The following is a 20,022-nucleotide window of genomic DNA, read 5'->3' on the forward strand; positions in this document are numbered from 1 at the left end:
ATGCAGGATCTGCGGCTGGTGGGTGTCCATGAGGATGGCGAACATCTGCTGTTGGGCGGCGAAGGCGGAGAAAGCTACCGCCTGGCCATCGACGAGGCGCTCCGCTCCGCGGCGGCCCGCCCGTCCGTGCGTGTGCCTGCGGTGGACTCCTCGACGTCCGGCCCTGTGATGTCGCCGCGGGAAATCCAGGCGCGGATCCGTGCCGGCGCTTCCGCCGAGGAAGTTGCGGCCGAGTCGGGTGTTTCCATGGAACGCGTCCTGCGCTATGAGGGCCCGGTCCGCGCGGAGCGCGACTACATGGCCCAGCAGGCGCAGCTGGTCGAGGTCGCTGCCGGACTCCCCGCGCATGACGGGTACCGGTCCGGCCAGGGCGACCAGCCGACCACGCTCGGCGCCATGGTGCTCCATCGACTTCCGGCCTTTGGCATCGACTCGGACACGCTCGTCTGGGACTCCTGGCGGCGCGCTGACGGCACCTGGGAGGTGCTCGCGCAGTTCAGCCTGCCCGCGGAGGCCACCGGGACGGTCGGGGAGGAGCCGCCGGCCCGCTGGATCTACGACCACAGCCGTCGGACCATCCGGAACACCAGCCGGTGGGCGCAGCAGCTGAGCGAAATCGAGCCGCTGGACGGCCCCGTTCCCGGCCGGCGCCTGACCGCGGTGGCTGACCGGGTCTTCGACTTCGAAACCGATGCCGAGCCGGAAGCGGACGCGCGGGAGGCCTCGGCGGAAGCGCAGGAGGATGCGGACCCGGACAACCTGCTCGAGGTCCTGCGGTCCCGCCGCGGGCAGCGGCTGGGCGTCGATGAGGACGCGGACGATGCACTGGCCCTGATGCTGAGCCGCGGCACCGTTCCCGCGGCTCACCCACGCGAGGGGGATGCGGACGATAGAGGCACTGCCGCAGAGGAGGGCGGGGAGCACCCGTCCAAGGGCCTTCCCTTCGGGCTGAGCCTTGCTCCCGCGTACGACGGCGGGGGCGACGGTCCGCTCGACCTCTCCGAAGGCGTGAGCACGGAAACGCGCGAGATCACCGTCTCCGGCGCACCTGTCCGCGGCAAGGAGCAGGCTGCCTCCGGTCCGGCCGGCACGGAGGAGGCGGGGAGCGGGCAGGCAGAGCCCGAGGACGCTGACGGCAAGGCGGGGGCCGCGGAAGAAGCCGAGGCGCAGCCGAAGCGGTCGCTGCGGCCCAAGCGGTCGAGCGTGCCGAGCTGGGACGAAATCGTCTTCGGTACCCGGCACGAGTGAGCCGCCGGGCTCAGGAGCGTTTTCGCCGCCCCTGATTCCCGCCGGCCTTGCCCGGCTTGCCCGCGGTGGACCCCAGCACCAGCAGGGGAACATCCCGTTCGGCCCGGGTCAGGGATCCGTGCTGTCCCACGACCTCGAGGGCATGCGGCGGAACCCGCCGGGTGTCATAGAGGGCGATGGGTTCCCGGGCGGCGATCATCAGGTCGCCGATCCTCGGCAGCACCGACGGCTGGACCTCGCCGAACAGACCGTGCGCAATCGCCTCGTCCCGTTCCAGCACCCACGCGTACTTGCCGAACGCCGCCTGCCAGGCTTCCGCCAGCTGCTCCCGGTGCCGGTCTCCGGCGTCGGGCTCCAGGTACAAGTGGACCATGCGCGGTTCCCCGCCGGTGTGCCGAACGCCCGCCACCAGCGCCGCGTCCTGGGAGTAGTCGTACCGCTGCGCGGCCGCCACGTCGAGCATTCCGTGGTCAGCCGTCAGCAGCAGCAGCGTGTCGGCGGGAAGCTGCCCCGCCAGCCGGCGCAGGTGCGAATCCACTTCCTCCAGGGCGTTGCCCCACTCGGCTGACGCGCAGCCGTAGCGGTGGCCGGCCTTGTCCAGTTCGTTGAAGTAGAGGTACACGAGCACCCGCTCGTGCTCCGATAATGCCTGCGCCGCCGCGAGCGTGCGGGCATGTCCTGAGGTGGCCGGGACAAACGAGCCTCCGCGCAGGGCGGCCCGGGTCAGGCCGGACTCCGCGAACCGGGGCAGGCTGACGGTGACCACCGGCAGTTCCGCGGCAACACGTTCGAAGACCGTCGGATGGGGCTGCCAGCGCAGCGGGTCCACCCCGGCGTCCCAGCCGCCGAGCTGGTTGACGACCTTGTCCTGGTCCGGGTCGAGCACGTCGTAGCCCGCCAGGCCGTGGGAACCGGGAGCCAGGCCCGTGCCGAAGGTGGCCAGCGAGGACGCCGTCGTGGACGGAAAGGCGCTGCTCAACGTCCTCGAGTTCTCCATCGACCGGCGCAGGAAGGGCGCGTGGCCGCCGCGCTGCTTGAGGAGCGCCTTGCCGAGCCCGTCCACCAGCACCACGCAGATCCGCCGGGCGGCCGGCAGCGCAAGGGTGTTTTCAAAGCCGGGGACTCCGAGCGAGGCGGCGGCGCTCGTGAAGATCTCCGCGACACTGTCCCGCCCGTAACCGGGGGCGGGCGGCAGCACATCCAGGTGCCGGACCATTCCTAGCGCTGGTGGTGGCCGCGGGACAGCCGGGTTCCGAGCCGGCGCGGCTGGACCGGATCCACCATCCTGGGCAAAGCCGGTGGCGCCGTGTTCACCTTCCGCAGGGCGCGGGCGAACGCCTTGGCATTCTGCACTGCCTGCGCCCCGTCCGCTTCCGAGCTCACCCGCAGGACAATGTCTTCCTGGACGATGTTGCCGGTGTAGCCGTGGTCCGCGTCGCACTGCGGATCGGCGCAGCCCGCCGGCCCCATGTCCAGGCGCTGGCCGCCGGACCAGGCGATCGCCAGGGTCAGCTCGCGGGCCTGGTCGGAGGGCTTGTAGTCCTGCGGCTGCGCGTAGATGTAGCTGAGCACCACCGAGCGGATCTGGCTGACGGGCACGGATTCCGTGGAGATCTGCGCGACAACCTGCTCGCCTTCCTCGTCCAGCTGCTGGTCGTCCACGTGGGTGATGACGAGCATGTCGTCGGTCAGGACCAGCACCGTGATGTGCCGGTGGACCTCGTTGCGGTCGAAGTGGGTCTCCAGGTGGACCAGATGGGACAGCGGCTCGCGTCCGTCGAGCGCATCGTGAACCACGTCGGCCACCATGACCGGGTAGAAGCCGGCACGGTTAAGGTCCTCGTCGAGGCTGCGTTCTTCGGTGGTTGGCGAATGGCTCATGAATTCCATTCTGGCCCAGCCGCTGGCCGATTGCGAACCCGGGCGGCCGGCGGCAGGATCCGTACCGGCCCCCGGTCGGCGCCCGTCCGGTCAGTCCCGCATGGCCCGGCGCGCGCTGTCCGTCCGCTGCGCGTAGTTGCCCAGCCGCAGGTCCGCGCTCAGCACGGTGAGGCCCTGCGGCGACACCAGGACCGGGTTGAACTCCAGCAGCGCAATCTCCGGGTGGTCGTCCTTCATCAGCGCCACCCGGTTGACCAGGTCTTCCAGCGCGGCGACGTCCACGGCGGGCAGGCCCTGGTAGCCGAACAGCTTGGGGGCGGCCCGCGGGCTGCGGATCAGGTCCGCGACGTCGACGGAGGTCAGCGGCGGAATTCGGTGCGACCAGTCCCCCAGCAGATTGACTGCGTCCCCGGACAGGCCGAAGGACACGACCGGCCCCAGGAGCGGGTCCTCGATCGCCCGGATGGTGCAGGACTGGCCGGAGGGCGCCATGGACTGGATCTCCAGCCCGATGTCCCCGAACGGGCGGAGCACCTCGCGCATGTGGTCGATGTTCCGCCGCAGCGAATCGGCATCGACGATGTTCAGCCGCACGCCGCCGAGGTCGAGCCGCTGGCGCAGCCTGTCGTCCATCGCCTTCAGCGCCACCGGCCAGCCCAGCCGGTCCGCCGCCGCGACCGCCTCGTCCGCCGTCGAGAACGCCGCAGAGGGCAGCACGCTGATCCCGTAGCAGCCGAGCAGCTCGGCGGCCTGCTCGGTGGTGGTCTGCACCAGGTGGTCGCCTGCAACGCCCTCGAGCAGCGCATCGATCATGTCCGCCGCGCGGTCCCGCTCCAGGCCGCTGGGTTCCACGACCTCGCCCTGGTCGCGCCCCAGCCATTCGGTGTAGCGCACCACGGCGGCCAGCGCCTCGATGCCGTTGCCCGGGCTGGAGAACGTGGGCAACGCGGGCTGGCATGCCGTGCCTTCGTCCGCCGTCCCGACCGCGAGCAGTCCCTCCGCGACCGCCTGGGGGTCCAGGACGCCGGTGAAGGCGGCGATGACCGGCTTGCCGGCTTCCTCGCCGCAGGCCCGGAGGACGTGCGCGATCTCGTCGTTGTCCAGGCCGTTCACGGGAAGCAGCGTGACGAAGACCGAATGCACCTCCGGGAGCGCCAGCGCCTCGGACAGCTTGCCGCGGAGCAGGTCAAGGGCCTCCGACCGCGCGGCATCGAGTCCGAGCGACGTCGCCAGGTGCACCACCTGCAGGTGGTGCGTGGCCGCCGCGTCGGCGATCACCTTGCCCAGCGCCAGCGAGTTGCTCAGAACCGCGACTCCCGGCCCGGCCGGCAGCGGCTGGCTGACCACGATCTGCGCCACGTCCATCAGCTGCTCGTAAGTGTCCACCCGCACCACGCCGGACTGCCGCAGCATTGCGTCGAGGGCGCCGCCGGGCGCCTGCGTGGTCCGCACGTGGTGGCCCGGCGGCAGCTGCAGCCCCATCAGGTCCGACTTCGCGACGATGACCGGCTTGCTGCGGGAGAGCCGCCGCGCGATCCGGGAAAACTTGCGCGGATTGCCGAAGGACTCGAGGTAGAGTCCCACGGCCCCCGTCGCCGGATCATCCTCCCAGTACTGCATCACGTCGTTCCCGGAAACGTCGGCGCGGTTGCCGGCCGACAGCGTCGAGGACAGACCCAGTCCGCGCCGTGTCGAGGCGGCGTAGAGCATCACGCCGATGGCGGCCGACTGGCTGAACAGGCCCAGCCGCCCCCGCCGCGGCAGGCGGGGTGCCATGGACGCATTGAGCGTGACTGCCGGGTCCGTGTTGATGATGCCGAGCGAGGCCGGCCCCACCACCCGCATGCCGTTCGCCCGGGCGTTGCGGACCAGCTCGCGCTGCCGGGCCAGTCCCTCCTGCCCGGTGTCCGCGAAACCGGCCGTGGCGACTATCAGCCCCTTCACGCCCGCGTCGGCGCATTCCTGGACGACCTTGAGCACCTGGTCGTAGGGCACGGCGATGATGGCCAGCTGGACGGGCTCGGGCACCTCGCCGATCGTGCCGTAGGAGATCATCCCGCCCAGCTCCAGCGCCTGCGGGTTGATGGCGTAAACCGGGCCCGTGAAGCCGCCCTCGACGATGTGTTCCAGCAACGCGTACCCGATGCTGCCGTATTCCCGGCTGGCCCCTATGACGGCAACGGACGACGGCGCCAGGAGGCCTGCGACGCTGCGTGCCTCCGCGCGGTGCTCGCGTGATTCCATCACGGCGCGGGAGCGTTCCGTCGGGTCGATGTTGAATTCGAGCATCACGACGCCGTCGTCGAAATGCCTCCGCACCTCGTACCCGGCGTCGTTGAAGACCGTGACCATCTTGCGGTTCTCCGGCAGCACCTCCGCGGAGAACCGGCGGATGCCGTTTTCGCGCGCCGCCGCGGCCAGGTGCTCCAGCAGGATGGAGCCAAGGCCGCGGCCCTGGTGGCTGTCCGCAATGTTGAAGGCGACCTCCGCCTCGTCCGGGTCGTCCAGCCGGTCGTAGCGGCCGATACCGATGATGTCCCCGGCGATGGTGATGACGAAGGCGACCCGGCTGTGGTGGTCCACGTTGGTGAACCGCTCCAGTTCGCGGGAGCTAAGCTTCGCTTTGAAGGTGAAAAAGCGCAGGTAGATCGAGCTCTCCGACTGTCCCATGTGGAAAGCCTGCAGCGCCGGTCCGTCCTCCGGGACGATGGGCCGCAGGTGCGCGGTCCCCCCGTCACGCAGCACGACATCGGCCTCCCAGTAGTCCGGATAATCCCGGGTTTGCGCCTCTTGAGCCATAAACTCACTTTAACTGCTTCAACAGATGTAAGGACCCGATCTCTCCATATGGCCCGCCGACCCAAGCCCTCTGCCCGCGAGGCACTGCCCGAAGACCTCGTCGAGAACATCGTCGATATCGACGTCACCTCCGAGATGGAAGTCTCCTTCCTCGAATACGCGTACTCGGTGATTTACTCCCGGGCGTTGCCGGACGCGCGCGACGGGCTGAAGCCGGTCCAGCGGCGCATCCTGTTCATGATGTCTGAGATGGGCCTGCGCCCGGACCGCGGACATGTGAAGTCCGCCCGCGTCGTCGGCGAGGTCATGGGCAAGCTGCACCCGCACGGAGACACCGCCATCTACGACGCGATGGTCCGCATGGCCCAGGACTTCGCCCTGCGCATGCCGCTGATCGACGGGCACGGCAACTTCGGCTCCCTCGACGACGGCCCCGCGGCCCCGCGGTACACCGAGGCGAGGCTGGCGGCTCCTGCGCTGGCCATGACGAACCATCTGGACGAAGAAGTCGTCGACTTCATCCCGAACTACGACAACCAGTTCACGCAGCCGGAGGTCCTCCCGGCCGCCTTTCCGAACCTCCTGGTCAACGGATCCTCCGGCATCGCCGTCGGCATGGCCACCAACATGGCCCCGCACAACCTCGGCGAGGTCATCGCCGCCGCCCAGCACCTGATCGCCAACCCGGACGCGCAGCTGGACGACATCATGGCCTTCGTCCCGGGCCCGGACCTTCCCACCGGCGGCAAGATCGTCGGGCTGGACGGGATCCGCGACGCCTACGCCACCGGCCGAGGTTCCTTCAAGACGCGGGCCACCGTGCAGGTCGAGCAGATCTCCGCCCGCCGCACGGGCCTGGTCGTCACCGAACTGCCCTACCTGGTGGGTCCGGAAAAAGTGATCGAGAAGATCAAGGATGCGGTCACGTCCAAGAAGCTTCAGGGCATCAGCGATGTCGTGGACCTGACGGACCGCCACCACGGGCTGCGCCTGATCATCGAGCTGAAGAACGGCTTCAACCCCAACGCCGTGCTCCAGCAGCTGTACCGCTACACGCCGATGGAGGATTCCTTCGGCATCAACAACGTCACGCTCGTCGACGGCCAGCCGCGCACCCTCGGGCTGGTGGAACTGCTCCAGGTCTACGTGGACCACCGCATCGGCGTGGTCCGCCGCCGGACCACCTTCCGCCTCGGCAAGAAGAAGGACCGCCTCCACCTGGTCGAGGGCCTGCTGATCGCCATCCTGGACATTGACGAGGTCATCCAGATCATCCGGTCCTCGGACGAGACCGCCCAGGCCCGCGAGCGGCTGATGGGCGTCTTCGACCTGACCGAAATCCAGGCCAACCACATCCTGGAACTGCGCCTGCGCCAGCTGACCAAGTACTCCCGCATCGAACTGGAGAAGGAGCAGGAGGAACTGCGCCAGGCGATCGCCGAGCTGGAGGAGATCCTCGCCTCCGAGCCGAAGCTGCGCAAGCTGGTCTCCGACGAACTGGGCGAGGTCGCCGCCAGCTACGCCACCCCGCGCCGGACGGTGCTGCTGGAGAGCGAGGCCACCGCCGCGCTCGCCGGCACCGCCCCCGCCCCGGCGGACAAGAAGGCTCCCGTGCAGCTGGAGATCGCCGACGATCCGTGCTGGGCCATCCTCTCGGCCTCGGGCCAGCTCGCCCGCACCGCCGACCAGCAGGAGCTCATGGACGGCGGCCAGCGCATCAAGCATGATGTGTTCACCTCCGTGGTCCGCACCTCGGCACGCGCGGAAATCGGCGCCGTCACCTCGCTGGGCCGGATGCTCCGCCTGCAGGTGGTGGACATGCCCACGCTCTCCCCCGGCTCCGGCACGCCCAACCTCGCCGGCGGCGTGCCCGCCCGGGAGTTCATCACGCTGGCCAAGGGCGAGACACTCATCGCCCTCGCACCGCTCAACGCCGTGCTGGCCCTCGGCACCGCCGGCGGCATGGTCAAGCGCGTCAGCCCCGATTACCCGCTGAACCGCGAAGACTGGGAAATCATCACGCTCAAGCCGCAGGACCACATCATCGGTGTCTGCGCCGCGCGTCAGGACGAGGACCTGGTGTTCCTGACCCGGCACGCCCAGCTGCTGCGTTTCCCCGCATCGACGGTCCGGCCCCAGGGACGCACGGCGGGCGGCGTGAACGGGATCAAGCTGGGCGCCGAGGACTCGGTGGTCTTCTTCGGCGCGGCCGATCCGACGGACGACGCGGCCGTCGTCGTCACCATCGCCTCCGCGTCCGCCGCCCTCCCCGGCACCTCCCCCGGGTCGGCCAAGGTCACGGCGCTGGCCGAGTTCCCGGCCAAGGGCAGGGCAACCGCCGGCCTGCGGGCGCACCGCTTCCTCAAGGGCGAAGACCAGCTCAGCCTCGGCTGGGCGGGGCATGGTCCGGCCAAGGCCTCAACGTCCGCCGGCGTGGTCCGGACGCTGCCGGTGGAACACGGGCGACGGGACGGCTCCGGGGTCCCGCTCTCGCAGCCGATCGACGCGGTCGGGCCCGCGCTCGGCTGATCCGCGCCTACACTACTGCCATGCCGATCGTTCCCGATACCAAGGACTGGACCTGGGTCACGCGGCGGCCCTGCCCGGAGTGCGGCTTCGACCCGGACGGCGTTACACCGGACCGGGCCGGGGCCCTCATCCGCGGTGCCATCCCGCGCTGGCGGGACGCGCTCTTCCGCCCGGATGCCGGGCAACGGCCCGGCGATGACACCTGGTCCGCGCTGGAATACGGCGCCCACGTCCGCGATGCCTGCCGGGTCTTCGAGGGGCGCCTGGCACTGATGGTGGCGGAGGACAACCCCGGCTTTCCGGACTGGGACCAGGACCGCGCCGCGCTGGTGGGCGCGTACGCGCAGGCGGATCCGCACCGCGTCGCGGAGGAGCTGGAGGCCAGCGCCGCCGCAGTCGCGGGCGCCTTCGAGGCCGTCCCCCGGGAACAGTGGGAACGGCGGGGCCTTAGGAGCAACGGGTCCGCCTTCACCGTGCACACCCTGGGCGCGTATTTCGCGCACGACGTCGTCCATCACCTGCACGACGTCGGGGCCTGAGCCCGCGGGTAAGCCAAGGGGCCGGCCACCGGTCAGGTCAGCGGCAGCTGCCAGGCGAAATCGCGCTTGGTCGGCTCGTATCCCATCCGGGTGTACAGGCCGAGGGCACCGCTGGCATTCTCGGTGTCGACGCCCAGCCCGGCATGCGCGATGCCGGCGGCCTGGAACCGTCGCATCGCCTCGGCCAGCAGTGCCGGGGCGAACCCGCGTCCCCGCCAGGTCCGGCGCACGCCGAGCAGGTCGGTGAAGCCCTCGTCGTAGCCCGAGTGCTTGCGGTAGTCCGAGTCGAAGCTCGCCAGCTGGTAGGCCACGGTCTCGCCGGTGGCCGTCTCCACCACCGACATGCTCCACTCCGGCTTGAACTGAGGATGCTCCACGGTGAACTTCCAGCGCTGCCGGTCGCGCGGCTCGCTGCCCCAATGTTCGGCGAACGCCTCGTTATGGGCGAGCCGCACGGCCTCGCTGTCCGCCGGGTCGAGGGTACGGAAGACGTAGCCGGCCGGCAGCGGCAGGTCCGGAATGGGGACGTCCAGGGAACGCGTCATCTCGGTGAAGTACCGGACGATGCCGGCACCGGCGGCCCGCATCAGCGCGGTGTGGCCGGTGTTCTGTTCCTCGGTGTAGGTCCGCAATACCCCGCCGGAAATCCCGGCGGCCTCGAAGCGGGCCCGCTGGCAGTCCGCCTGCCAGGCGTAGAGCGCCCGGCCGATCCCGCGGCGGCGCCACTGCGGATCCACGCCGCCCCAGGTGTAGGCGACTGCCGAGCCGGCGTTGCCGTGGACCCGTGCGACGGCGCGCAGCACACCGCCGTCGTCGTAGCCTGCCGCCGTGGTCGCGGCCGGATCGTTGTGCGCGGTGCCGAAGACCTCTTCCAGGTCCGCCCGGGTCTCGCTCCACACCGGCTTGTCTGCCTCTGCCATGCGCCCGATCAGCGCATGCCACGCGTCGATATCGGCTTCGGTGAGGGCCCGCCAGGACAGGCCGTGGTCGGGAAAGGGCGGCGGCGCGGCAATCGTCATGTCCCTCAGCGTAGGACAGCTGCCTCCGCGGCGGAACCCAGCTCCAGGATGCGCGGACAGGCCGCTGCCTCGGCCGGGTCATGCGTCACCATGACCACGGCCTTTCCTGCCAGCGCCGCCCGCAGGTCGGCCAGCAGGCTCGCGGCCGATTCCGGGTCCAGGTGCGCGGTCGGCTCGTCCAGCAGCACGGCGTCCGCTTCCGTCAGCAGCGCCCGGGCGACGGCGACGCGCTGGCGCTGGCCGCCGGAGAGGAAGTGCCCGTCCGGTCCCAGCCGGGTGTCCAGCCCCTGCGGCAGGGCCGCGGTGAAGGCCCCGAGTCCGACGGCGGCGAGTGCCGCATGCATTTCGGCGTCCGACGGCGGGTTGCCGCGTTCCCGGGCCAGCAGCAGGTTGGCCCGCAGGCTGGAATTGAACAGGTGGGCCTCCTGGGGCGTCCACGCGATCCGTCCGCCCAGCCCGGGGCCGGCCTCGACCGGGATTCCATTGACCAGATACTGGCCATGCCGCAGCGGCAGGAACCCCAGCAGCACGCCGAGCAGGGTCGACTTGCCGCTGCCCGACGGGCCGGTGACGGCCAGCCAGTCCCCCGGCGCAAGGTCGAGGTCCAGTCCGGTGAAGACGGGCTCCGCCTGCCCCGGATAGGCGTAGCCGGCGTCGCGCAGCTGGAGCGAAGCCACGGGCGCACCCTCGGCTTCGGCCCGGGCATCTGCAGGTACGCCGGCCCGAGCTGCCCCGGTTGCCGTGCGCCCGGCCACCGGCTGCTGCTCGGCGCTGCCCAGCTGCGGCAGCACCCGCTCGCCCAGCTCGCGCCAGGCGCCCCACTGGTGGGCCGCGGAATTGACCGCCACGAACGGCTCCACCAGGGCCAGCTGCATGAGGATGACCACGGCAGCGGCCCCCGGATCCGTCCCGCCGGCTGAACCGATCATGGCCAAGGCAGAGAGCGAGCAGGCCAGGACGATAACGGCCTGGCCCAGCCCCTGCGCCCAGGCACCCCTCCGGAGCACCGCCGTCGTCCGCTCTTCCAGCTCATGTGCCCGCGCCAGCAACGGTCCCGCGGCCCGGTTGGGCGCCAGGTCCGCCGCCGCCTGCAGCAGCCGGGTGAAGGCGTGCAGCGTCCGGCCTTTCAGCCCGACGCTGGCGGCCTGGCTAGAGCGGTCGACCCACCGGGTTACCGCCGGTGCGAGGCCGAGCCCGGCGCCGGCGAGCAGCAGCTGCCAGCCGAGTCCCGCCGGCATCAGCAACCCCGTCGCTACACAGGACGCGGCCGCCGTCAGCACGCCGACCAGCGGCGTGAACACTGCCCGCGGCGCCACGTCGCGCAGCTCATCGACGTCGCCCACCAGCTTCTCCAGCGCCTCGCCGCCGCGCGCCAGCTTGCGCCACCCGGCCGGGCGCTGCTGCAGCCCGTTCCAGAGCCGGATCCGCAGCCGGTCGGTCGCGGCGAAGACGGCATCGTGCAGCCGCAGGCGCTCGTGGTAACGCAGCACCGCCCGGCCGATGCCGAAGAACCGGACCCCCACGATCGCCGTCATCAGGTGCAGGATGGGCGGCTGCTCGCTCGCCCGGACGATCAGCCACCCCGACAGCGCGGTCAGGGCGACGCCGAAGAGCGTGGCACCCAGCCCGAGGAAGAGCGCGGCTACGAACCGGCGGCTCCAGGGCTGCAGCATCCCGAGGTTCCGCCAGAGCGAAACGCGTGAGCGCCCCGAGGGAACCCCACCCTGTCCCCCGGAAGCGGACCGGTCGGACGCGCCCGCTTGCCGCGCCGTTGCCTGCGCGGCATTCTCCCGCGGGATGTCCACCCGCGCGGCGCCCCCGTACGCGACGGCGCCGTTCTGGACGGCGGACGACGGTTCGTCCTCAGGCCGTGCAGGCCGCCCGGCACCTTCCGCGCCGTTGCCGACGGGCTCCACGGGCACGACCAGGTCGGCCAGCAGCGCGGTCTGCGGATCGTGCACCACCAGCACGGTCGTCACGCGGCCCCGCCGGCGAGCGAGCGCCCGTTCGATGGCCCGCGCGCTCGCATCGTCCACGTGCGCGGTAGGCTCGTCGGCCAGCAGCACGCGGACGCCGGGGACGTGCCCGATCCTGGCGAGGGCGCGGGCGACGGCCAGCCGCCGCAGTTCGCCCGGGCTGAGTTCGCCGGTCCGCGCGTCGATGAGGTGGGCGGCGTTAACCTCGGCCAGCACCTCCATGGCAGCGTCCCGGGCGGCCTGTCCGGCCAGTCCCGAGTAGAGGGCGATTTCCGCAGCAACTGTCTCCTCCGCCGCGACGGGGTGCTGCGGGATCCACGCGATGGAGTCCCGGTAGACACCGCTGGCGGTACCGGACACGGCGGCCTGCGGTCCGTCCTGCCGCAGGCCGGCGAGCACCTCCAGCACCGTGGTCTTGCCGCTGCCGCTCGGACCGGCCAGGAGCGCGATGCTCCCGGCCGGCACGGTGAAGCCCAGCCCCTCGACGGCAGGCAGTTCCCGATCCGGATACCGCACGGACAGCCCGCTCACCTGCAGATCGGGCCCCTCTGCCAGCGGCGTCGCGCTGCGGCCGGGCCGCGCCTGTCCCGCGGCGCGGGTCAGTGCTGCACCCTCGTCGGCGGCCACCAGCGGGCGGCCGGCCGGGGCGTGCAGGACCGCGTTGCTGCGCTTGAGCGCTTCCAGCCCGTCCTCGCTCGCGTGGTGCGCCGCGCCGAGGTCCCGCAGCGGCTGGAAGCACTCCGGGGCGAGGATCAGCGCGAGCAGGCCCGCCTCGAGGCCCATCTCGCCGTGGACCAGCCGGACACCGGTGAACACTGCCACCACGGCGACGGAGATCGTCGAAATCAGCTCGAGCGCCAGCGAGGACATGAAGGCGACGCGGAGCGTGTCCATGGTGCGGCTGCGGTAGGCCGCCGCCATGTCCGCCAGCGCCCGCGTCTGGGCGGACGCCCGCCCCAGGCCCACCAGCACCGGCAGGCCGCGGGCCAGCTCCAGCAGCTGGTCCGAGAGCCGCTGCAGCGCCTGCGCGGCCTGGCTGGTACGGTCCTCGGTGTGCAGGCCGATCAGGACCATGAACACCGGCACCAGCGGCACGGTCAGCAGCACCACCAGGGCGCTGGTGAAGTCGGCTCCCAGGATCCGCAGGCCCACCAGCAGGGGAACGACGGCGCAGCCCACCAGGGCGGGCAGGAACTTTGCGTAGTAGTCATCTAGCGCGTCCAGGCCGCGGGTGGCCAGCACGCTCAGCGCCCCGCTGCCCGGACCGCCGCCGGCTCCCGTCGCGCCGCCGTCGTTGATGACCCGCTCGGCGAGGGCGGCCCGCAGCTGCGCCTTGACGCCGGCCGCGGCGCGCTGGGACAGAACCTCCTGCCCCCAGGCCGCGACGGCCCGCAGCACGGCCCCGGCCACCGCCTCGACCACCACGGCGTTCCAGTCCGGGCCGCCGCCGGCCAGCCCGGCCACGCCGGCCGCCACGGCCTGGGCGAGCAGAACGAGCCCGGCCGCCTTGGCTGCAGCCAGGACGCCCAGCAGGTAGAGCGCCCGCTTGCCCGCGGCGCCGACCGGGAGCAGCGGCTTCACTGCGGGACGACGGCGTGGGCGGCCGGGATGGATTCGGCGCTGACGCGCTTGCGGAACACCCAGTAGGTGTAGCCCTGGTAGACCAGCACGGCGGGGATGCCGAACGCGCCGATCACGCTCATCACGCCCAGCGTGTAGTCGGACGAAGAGGCATTTTCCACGGTCAGCGAGAAGGCCGGGTCGAGGCTCGAAGGCAGCACGTTGGGGAACACGGCGGTGAATATCGTGGTGGTCCCGGCCACCAGGAAAATCCCGAGTCCGGCGAAACTCAGTCCGTCCCGCTCCCGCCGGGCCAGCAGCCACGCCGCAGCGGCGCCGAACGCCGCCACCGTCAGGGTCACCCAGGTGATGGGCTTTCCGCCGGCCAGCACCACAAGCATCGCCCACAGCGCCATCGGCAGCAGAGCCACTGGCAGCCAGCGCAGCAGCAGCCTGCGCGCCCGCGCCCGGATGTCGCCGTCGGTCTTCAGGACCAGGAAGGCTGCGGCGTGGACCAGGCAGAACAACACGACCGCCAGCCCGCCGAGCACCGCGTAGCCGTTGAACCAGGCGAACGGGCCGCCCACGCGGTCGCCGTTCGCGTCCAGCGGCAGGCCGGTGGTGGTCAGTGCCAGCATCGCGCCCACGCCGAAGGCCGCCACAAAGGAACCGAGGGCGATGGCCCAGTCCCAGGTGCTCCGCCAGCGCGCGGAGTCGTGCTTGCCGCGGTACTCGATGGCCACGGCACGGAAGATCAGCGCCAGCAGCACCAGCACCAGCGGCAGGTAGAGGCCGGCGAAGAGCGAGGCGTACCAGTGCGGGAACGCGGCGAAGGTCGCGGCGCCGGCGGTGATCAGCCACACCTCGTTGCCGTCCCAGACAGGTCCAACGGTGTTGAGCAGCACCCGGCGGTCCGTGTTGTTCCGTGCGAAGCCGCGCATCAGCATGCCGACGCCCAGGTCGAAGCCTTCCAGGAACAGGTAGCCGGTCCAGAAGAAGGCGATGATGATGAACCACAGAGTGGGCAGGAAATCCATGTCAGCTCTCCAAGATGTTCAGGTTGCGCACGGTGCGGGCGGAATCAGTACGCGAAGGCGAGGACATCGTCGTCGTCCTTTCCCTTGCCGCCGCTGCCGGCGTCATCGTCCGGGTGCGCCAGCACTTCGGGCATCGCCGAGGGGACGCCGCCCTTGCAGTACGCGAAGAGCAGCTTGACCTCCACCACCAGCAGCACGCCGTAGACCAGCGCGAAGGCGCAAAGCGAGAAGACCAGCTCGGCGAGCGAAACCCCCGGCGAGACCGCTGCGGCAGTGAACATGAAGACGTTGTCGATGCCGTTGGGATCCGGGTTCGGCGCCACCACGAAGGGCTGGCGGCCCATCTCGGTGAAGATCCAGCCGGCGGAGTTCGCCCCGAACGGCGCCAGGATGCCGAACACCGCCAGGCGCATCAGCCACTTCGACTCGGGAACGGTCCCCTTGCGGGCGATCCAGAGGGCCACCAGCGCGGCTCCGGCGGCGAGCATGCCGAAGGTGATCATCATCCGGAAGCCCCAGTACGTGACCTCCATGACCGGGACGTAGTCGATCTCGGTCCCCGCGCGCTCGCCGTAGACCGGCTTGTCCGGGAGGTGGGTGCCGAAGCTGTCCTGGTACTCGGGAATCAGGGTGTTGATGCCGCGGATGTCGGTGGTGAAATCGCCGTTGGCCAGGAAGGACAGCAGGCCGGGAAGTTCGACGACGGCGACCATGTCGTCGCAGTCGTTGGAACCGAGGTCGCCGACGGAGAGGATGGAGAAGCCCGTGCCGTCGTGGCAGGCCGCCTCTGCCGCGGCCATCTTCATCGGCTGCTGCTGGAACATCAGCTTCGCCTGCAGGTCGCCGGTCAGCGCCACACCCGCGAAGGAGACCATAGCGACGACGGCGCCGACCCTCAGCGAGGTCAGCCAGACTTTGTGGTCGGTCGCGTCGCGGCCGATGGCCGGGTTGCTGCCCACCACCACCTTGCCGTCGGCGCCGACGGTGTCGATGCCGTCCCGGCGGCGCTTCCAGAGGTGGTACCAGGCGATGCCGAGCAGGAAGCCGCCCGCCACGGAGAAGGCGCCGAAGAGGGTGTGCGGGTAGGCGACCAGCAGGGTGTTGTTCGTCAGCACCGCCCAGATGTCCACCATGACCGGCCGGCCGTCGATCATCTCGACGCCCACGGGATGCTGCATCCAGGAGTTGGCCGCCAGGATGAAGTAGGCCGAGCCCATGGTGGCCAGCGAGGCCGCCCAGATGCTCAGCAGGTGCATGCCCTTGGGCAGGCGCTTCCAGCCGAAGATCCACAGGCCCAGGAAGATCGACTCCACGAAGAACGCGAGCAGCGACTCCAGGGCCAGCGGGGCGCCGAAAACGTCGCCGACGAAGCGGCTGTACTCGCTCCAGGCCATGCCGAACTGGAACTCCTGCACGAGGCCGGTAGCCACGCCCATGATGAAGTTGATCAGGAACAGCTTGCCCCAGAACTTGGTCATCCGCAGGTACTGTTCCTTGCCCGTGCGGTACCAGGCCGTCTGCAGGACGGCCACCGTAAGGCCAAGGCCGATGGTCAGCGGCACCATCAGGAAGTGATAGACGGTGGTGATGCCGAATTGCCACCGGGCGACTTCGAGGGCTTCCACATTTTCCCCTTCGACGTTATTTCTACAGAACGTAGAACAAGTTGCTTCTACGGAGTGTAGAACAAATTCGGCAAAGCCTGTAAATTGGATACGGAAGCCACACGGGCGGCGCTCAGGCTGCCGGTGTGGAGTTGTTTTCGGGTGCGGATGAAGGATGTAAATGGCCACTCTTGGAGAGCTGGAACGGGCAGTCATGGATCTGCTGTGGGAGCAGAACGGACGGCCCGAGGGGGAGAACGCGCTGACCGCGAACGAACTGCGCGACAGCCTGGCCCGCAAGGGCGACACGACGAGGGACGGCAAGGAGCTCGCCGTGACGACGGTGCTCACGGTGCTGTCCCGGCTGGAGAAAAAGAGCCTGGTCCAGCGTGAGCGCGACATCCGTCCGCACCGCTACCGCGCCGTGACCAGCCGCGAGGCACACACCGTGGAGCTCATGCACGAGGTCCTCGGCTCCGCCCGGGACCGCGAGGCCGTCCTGGCGGCCTTCATCGGTTCGGTGTCGGCCCAGGAAGCCGAGGCCCTGCGGAAGATGCTGACGGCCTAAGCCTTCGTGCGGATCGCATAACCGAGGTGTTCTGGGCCTCCTACCTGCTGGCCGCCCTGGCCGTGATTTTGGCATGGCCGGTACCGGTCATGCTTTCGCGCGCCCGCTGGCCGGCCAGGGCACCCAAGACGGCGCTGATCCTCTGGCAGGCGATCGCACTCGCCGGCGGCCTGTCCATGATCGGCGCGATGCTGACCTGGGGGCTGGAACCGCTCGGCGACAACCTGCTGGCTGGCCTCCGCGGCCTGACCGCGCTGCTGGCCAGCTACCAGCCCGCTCCCGGGCTGGACCTGATCCACGTCTTCGCCCTAAGCGCCGCCCTGTTGCTTGGAGTCCACCTCGTTTTCACGCTGCTGCTGACGTACTACCGGATTGCCAAGCAGCGCCACCGGCACCGCACTCTGCTGAACCTGCTGAGCTCCCCGGCCAAGGACTCCCCCCGGACGCTGGTCATCAACCATCCGGCCCCCGTGGCCTACTGCCTGCCCGGCGGCAGCGGATCCGTCACCGTGCTCTCGGAAGGCCTGATGGAACTGCTGACTCCGGCCGAACTCCAGTCGGTGCTGCAGCACGAGCGCGCACACCTGAACCAGCGCCACGACCTCCTGCTGTGGGCGTTCGCGGCCTGGCGCGCGGCGCTGCCCTGGCTGCCCACCTCGCAGCTGGCGCAACGCGCCGTCAACGAACTCATCGAAATGCTGGCCGATGACGCGGCACTGGAAACCACGGACCGGCCGACCCTCATCCGCGCCGTCGCCCTGGTCGCCGGCGGCGAACGCCCGGCTGGCAGCGCAGCCGGCGCTCCCGCGCGGGAACTGCTGAGCCCCGAAGAGGCCCAGGCGCTGACTTCAGCCAACCGGCTCCGGCGGCTGCTCACGCCGATGGCCCCGCTGGGCAAAGCGGCCCAGTCGCTCGTCCTGGCCGGCGCGGCCCTGCTGCTGGCCGTGCCGACCGTGCTGCTGCTCGCCCCCGGGCTGGCCGGCTAACGCACCGGCCCGGGACCCGTCAAACGGGCCGGGCGGGCAGGGCGTCGGCCTGCCCGCAGTCCGGCAGACCCGTCAGGCGTCGATCTGTTCGCGGTCCAGGACGGCCGCGCCGGCGATGATGAACTCCTTGCGGGGGGCGACGTCCGAGCCCATCAGCAGGTCGAAGGCCCGCTCGGCCGCCTCGGCGTCCTCGATACCCACCCGCCGCAGCGTGCGGTGCCTGGGGTCCATGGTAGTTTCGGCCAGCTGGTCCGCGTCCATTTCGCCCAGGCCCTTATAGCGCTGGATGGGCTCTTTGTACTTGCGGCCGGATGCCTCGAGGCCGCCCAGCAGCTGGTGCAGCTCCTGCTCCGAGTAGGTGTAGACGATCTCGTTGGACTTCGCCCCGGGATTGACGATCTCCACCCGGTGCAGCGGCGGCACGGCCGCATAGACCCGCCCGGCTTCCACCAGGGGCCGCATGTAGCGGAAGAACAGCGTCAGGAGCAGGGTCCGGATGTGCGCCCCGTCGACGTCCGCATCGGTCATCAGGATGACCTTGCCGTAGCGTGCCGCATCCAGCTGGAAGCTGCGGCCGGAGCCGGCGCCGACCACCTGGATCAGCGCAGCACACTCGGCATTGGAGAGCATGTCGCCGATCGAGGCCTTCTGCACGTTCAGGATTTTTCCTCGGATGGGCAGCAGCGCCTGGTGGTCCGACGAACGGGCCAGCCGGGCGGTGCCCAAGGCGCTGTCGCCCTCGACGATGAACAGTTCCGAGCGGTCAACCTCCGTGGTCCGGCAGTCCAGCAGCTTTGCCGGCATCGTGGAGGTCTCCAGCGCGTTCTTGCGCCGCTGGGTTTCCTTGTGCATGCGGGCCGAGACGCGGGACTTCATCTCGCTGACGACCTTCTCCAGCAGGAGGGCGGACTGTGCCTTATCGGCCCGCGCGGTTGAGCCCAGCTTCGCGGTGATCTCTTTCTCCACCACGCGCGAGACGATCGAGCGAACGGCCGAGGTGCCCAGGACTTCCTTGGTCTGGCCCTCGAACTGCGGCTCGGCCAGGCGGACGGTGAGCACCGCGGTCAGGCCCGCGAAGACGTCGTCCTTTTCAATCTTGTCGTTGCCGGCCTTCAGCTTGCGTGCGTTGGCCTCGATCACTTTCCGGAAGGTCTTCAGCAGGGCCTGTTCAAACCCGGCCTGGTGCGTGCCGCCCTTGGGCGTCGCGATGATGTTGACGAAGCTGCGCACCGCCGTGTCGTAGCCCACGCCCCAGCGCAGGGCCACGTCCACCTCGCACTTGCGCTCCACTTCGGCGATCTTGCTGTGGCCGCGCTCGTCGAGCACCGGGACCGTTTCCTTGAAGGAGCCGGCGCCGTGGATCCGCCAGACGTCGGTGACCGCGCTGTCGTTGGCGAGGTACTCCACGAACTCGGCAATGCCGCCGTCGTGCTGGAAGACCTCCTCCACCGGACCGTTCTCCCCCGGCGTCCCCGGCTGCCGGCGCTCGTCCCGCAGCGTCACCCGCAGGCCGGGGACCAGGAACGACGTCTGCCGCACCCGGGACTGCAGCTCCTCGTAGGAGAACTTGGCGTCCGGGGTGAAGATCTGGTGGTCCGCCCAGTACCGGATGCGCGTACCTGTCACGCCCCGCTTGGCCTTACCGACGATGTCCAGCGACGAGCTCTCCAGGAAAGGCTCGAACTTCGCGTCCGGACTCGGTGTCCGCCCGGTATCGATGAAGTGGCCCGGCTCGCCCCGCCGGAACGACATCTGGTAGGTCTTGCCGCCCCGGTCGACCTGGACGTCCAGCCGCGAGGAAAGGGCGTTGACCACGCTGGCGCCGACGCCGTGCAGCCCGCCAGAGGCGGTGTAGGAACCGCCGCCGAACTTGCCGCCGGCGTGGAGTTTGGTGAAGACCACCTCGACGCCGGTCAGGCCGGTCCGCGGCTCCACGTCCACCGGGACGCCGCGGCCGTCGTCATGGACCTCCACCGAACCATCGGCATGCAGGATCACGGTGATGTTCTGTCCGAACCCGGCCAGCGCCTCGTCCACGGAGTTGTCGATGATCTCCCAGAGGCAGTGCATCAGCCCCCGGGAGTCCGTGGAACCGATGTACATGCCCGGACGCTTGCGGACGGCCTCCAGTCCTTCCAGGACGGACAGGTGCCGCGCGGTGTAGTCGGTGCTCGGTGGGGTCACTTAACCAATACTCCTTGGCAATGCAGGTGGAACCGGAACAGGCACGCTGCCCCTCAGTCTCGGCGCCCGGCCGTTCGGGCACCCCCTCTAGG

At 70.2% G+C, this 20,022-nt stretch carries 13 protein-coding genes; 5 read left to right on the forward strand and 8 right to left on the reverse strand.

All coding sequences use genetic code 11. From position 1 onward, the window contains the following. Positions 1 to 1,248, forward strand: a complete 1,248-nt coding sequence (sepH, locus tag WFH44_RS09465; protein WP_336713565.1) for a septation protein SepH — start codon at positions 1 to 3, stop codon at positions 1,246 to 1,248. Between the two features lie 10 nt (positions 1,249 to 1,258). Here sepH and WFH44_RS09470 read toward each other — a convergent pair whose 3' ends face one another. The 3 genes from WFH44_RS09470 to WFH44_RS09480 form a co-directional block, all read right to left on the reverse strand. After that, positions 1,259 to 2,464 carry an alkaline phosphatase family protein gene (locus WFH44_RS09470; RefSeq protein ID WP_336713566.1) on the reverse strand — a complete coding sequence of 402 codons (1,206 nt, stop codon included), beginning with the start codon at positions 2,462 to 2,464 and terminating at the stop codon, positions 1,259 to 1,261. 2 nt (positions 2,465 to 2,466) lie between these two features. Beyond that, a complete protein-coding gene (locus WFH44_RS09475; RefSeq protein ID WP_262104285.1) occupies positions 2,467 to 3,129 on the reverse strand; it encodes a DUF5998 family protein in 663 nt (220 codons plus the stop codon). A gap of 90 nt (positions 3,130 to 3,219) precedes the next feature. Further along, a complete protein-coding gene (locus WFH44_RS09480) occupies positions 3,220 to 5,928 on the reverse strand; it encodes a bifunctional acetate--CoA ligase family protein/GNAT family N-acetyltransferase (protein WP_336713567.1) in 2,709 nt (902 codons plus the stop codon). A gap of 48 nt (positions 5,929 to 5,976) precedes the next feature. On the opposite strand from WFH44_RS09480, the gene WFH44_RS09485 reads away from it, so the two are divergent. Next, on the forward strand, positions 5,977 to 8,457 hold the full coding sequence (locus WFH44_RS09485; RefSeq protein ID WP_336713568.1) for a DNA gyrase/topoisomerase IV subunit A: 2,481 nt from the start codon (positions 5,977 to 5,979) through the stop codon (positions 8,455 to 8,457). 20 nt (positions 8,458 to 8,477) lie between these two features. Further along, positions 8,478 to 8,996 carry a DinB family protein gene (locus tag WFH44_RS09490; protein ID WP_336713569.1) on the forward strand — a complete coding sequence of 173 codons (519 nt, stop codon included), beginning with the start codon at positions 8,478 to 8,480 and terminating at the stop codon, positions 8,994 to 8,996. Positions 8,997 to 9,028: 32 nt separating this feature from the next. On the opposite strand, the gene WFH44_RS09495 is transcribed toward WFH44_RS09490, so the two are convergent. The 4 genes from WFH44_RS09495 to WFH44_RS09510 are packed head-to-tail and all read right to left on the reverse strand — an operon-like array spanning position 9,029 to position 16,213. Continuing rightward, a complete protein-coding gene (locus WFH44_RS09495; protein ID WP_336713570.1) occupies positions 9,029 to 10,015 on the reverse strand; it encodes a GNAT family N-acetyltransferase in 987 nt (328 codons plus the stop codon). 5 nt (positions 10,016 to 10,020) lie between these two features. Continuing rightward, complete coding sequence (gene cydD / locus WFH44_RS09500) at positions 10,021 to 13,572, reverse strand: thiol reductant ABC exporter subunit CydD (protein WP_336713571.1); 3,552 nt, start codon at positions 13,570 to 13,572, stop codon at positions 10,021 to 10,023. Next, the gene (cydB, locus tag WFH44_RS09505; protein ID WP_336713572.1) at positions 13,569 to 14,588 is read right to left on the reverse strand and encodes a cytochrome d ubiquinol oxidase subunit II; all 1,020 of its coding nucleotides are present in this window, start codon (positions 14,586 to 14,588) and stop codon (positions 13,569 to 13,571) included. Before cydB ends, cydD begins: the two co-directional genes overlap by 4 nt. Positions 14,589 to 14,632: 44 nt before the next feature. Further along, positions 14,633 to 16,213: a cytochrome ubiquinol oxidase subunit I gene (locus WFH44_RS09510; RefSeq protein WP_336713573.1), complete on the reverse strand. Its 1,581-nt coding sequence runs from the start codon at positions 16,211 to 16,213 to the stop codon at positions 14,633 to 14,635. Positions 16,214 to 16,373: 160 nt separating this feature from the next. Here WFH44_RS09510 and WFH44_RS09515 point away from each other — a divergent pair, with 160 nt between their 5' ends. Both WFH44_RS09515 and WFH44_RS09520 read left to right on the forward strand, forming a co-directional pair. Continuing rightward, a complete protein-coding gene (locus WFH44_RS09515) occupies positions 16,374 to 16,760 on the forward strand; it encodes a BlaI/MecI/CopY family transcriptional regulator (protein WP_336713574.1) in 387 nt (128 codons plus the stop codon). 26 nt (positions 16,761 to 16,786) lie between these two features. Then, positions 16,787 to 17,746, forward strand: a complete 960-nt coding sequence (locus tag WFH44_RS09520) for a M56 family metallopeptidase (RefSeq protein ID WP_336713575.1) — start codon at positions 16,787 to 16,789, stop codon at positions 17,744 to 17,746. Between the two features lie 72 nt (positions 17,747 to 17,818). Here the strand turns inward: WFH44_RS09520 and WFH44_RS09525 are convergent, their stop codons facing one another. Beyond that, on the reverse strand, positions 17,819 to 19,930 hold the full coding sequence (locus WFH44_RS09525) for a DNA gyrase/topoisomerase IV subunit B (RefSeq protein ID WP_336713576.1): 2,112 nt from the start codon (positions 19,928 to 19,930) through the stop codon (positions 17,819 to 17,821). Between the last annotated feature and the right edge of the window lie 92 nt (positions 19,931 to 20,022).

This window comes from Arthrobacter sp. USHLN218, assembly GCF_037144715.1.
In the GTDB taxonomy this organism is placed as follows: Bacteria; Actinomycetota; Actinomycetes; order Actinomycetales; family Micrococcaceae; genus Crystallibacter.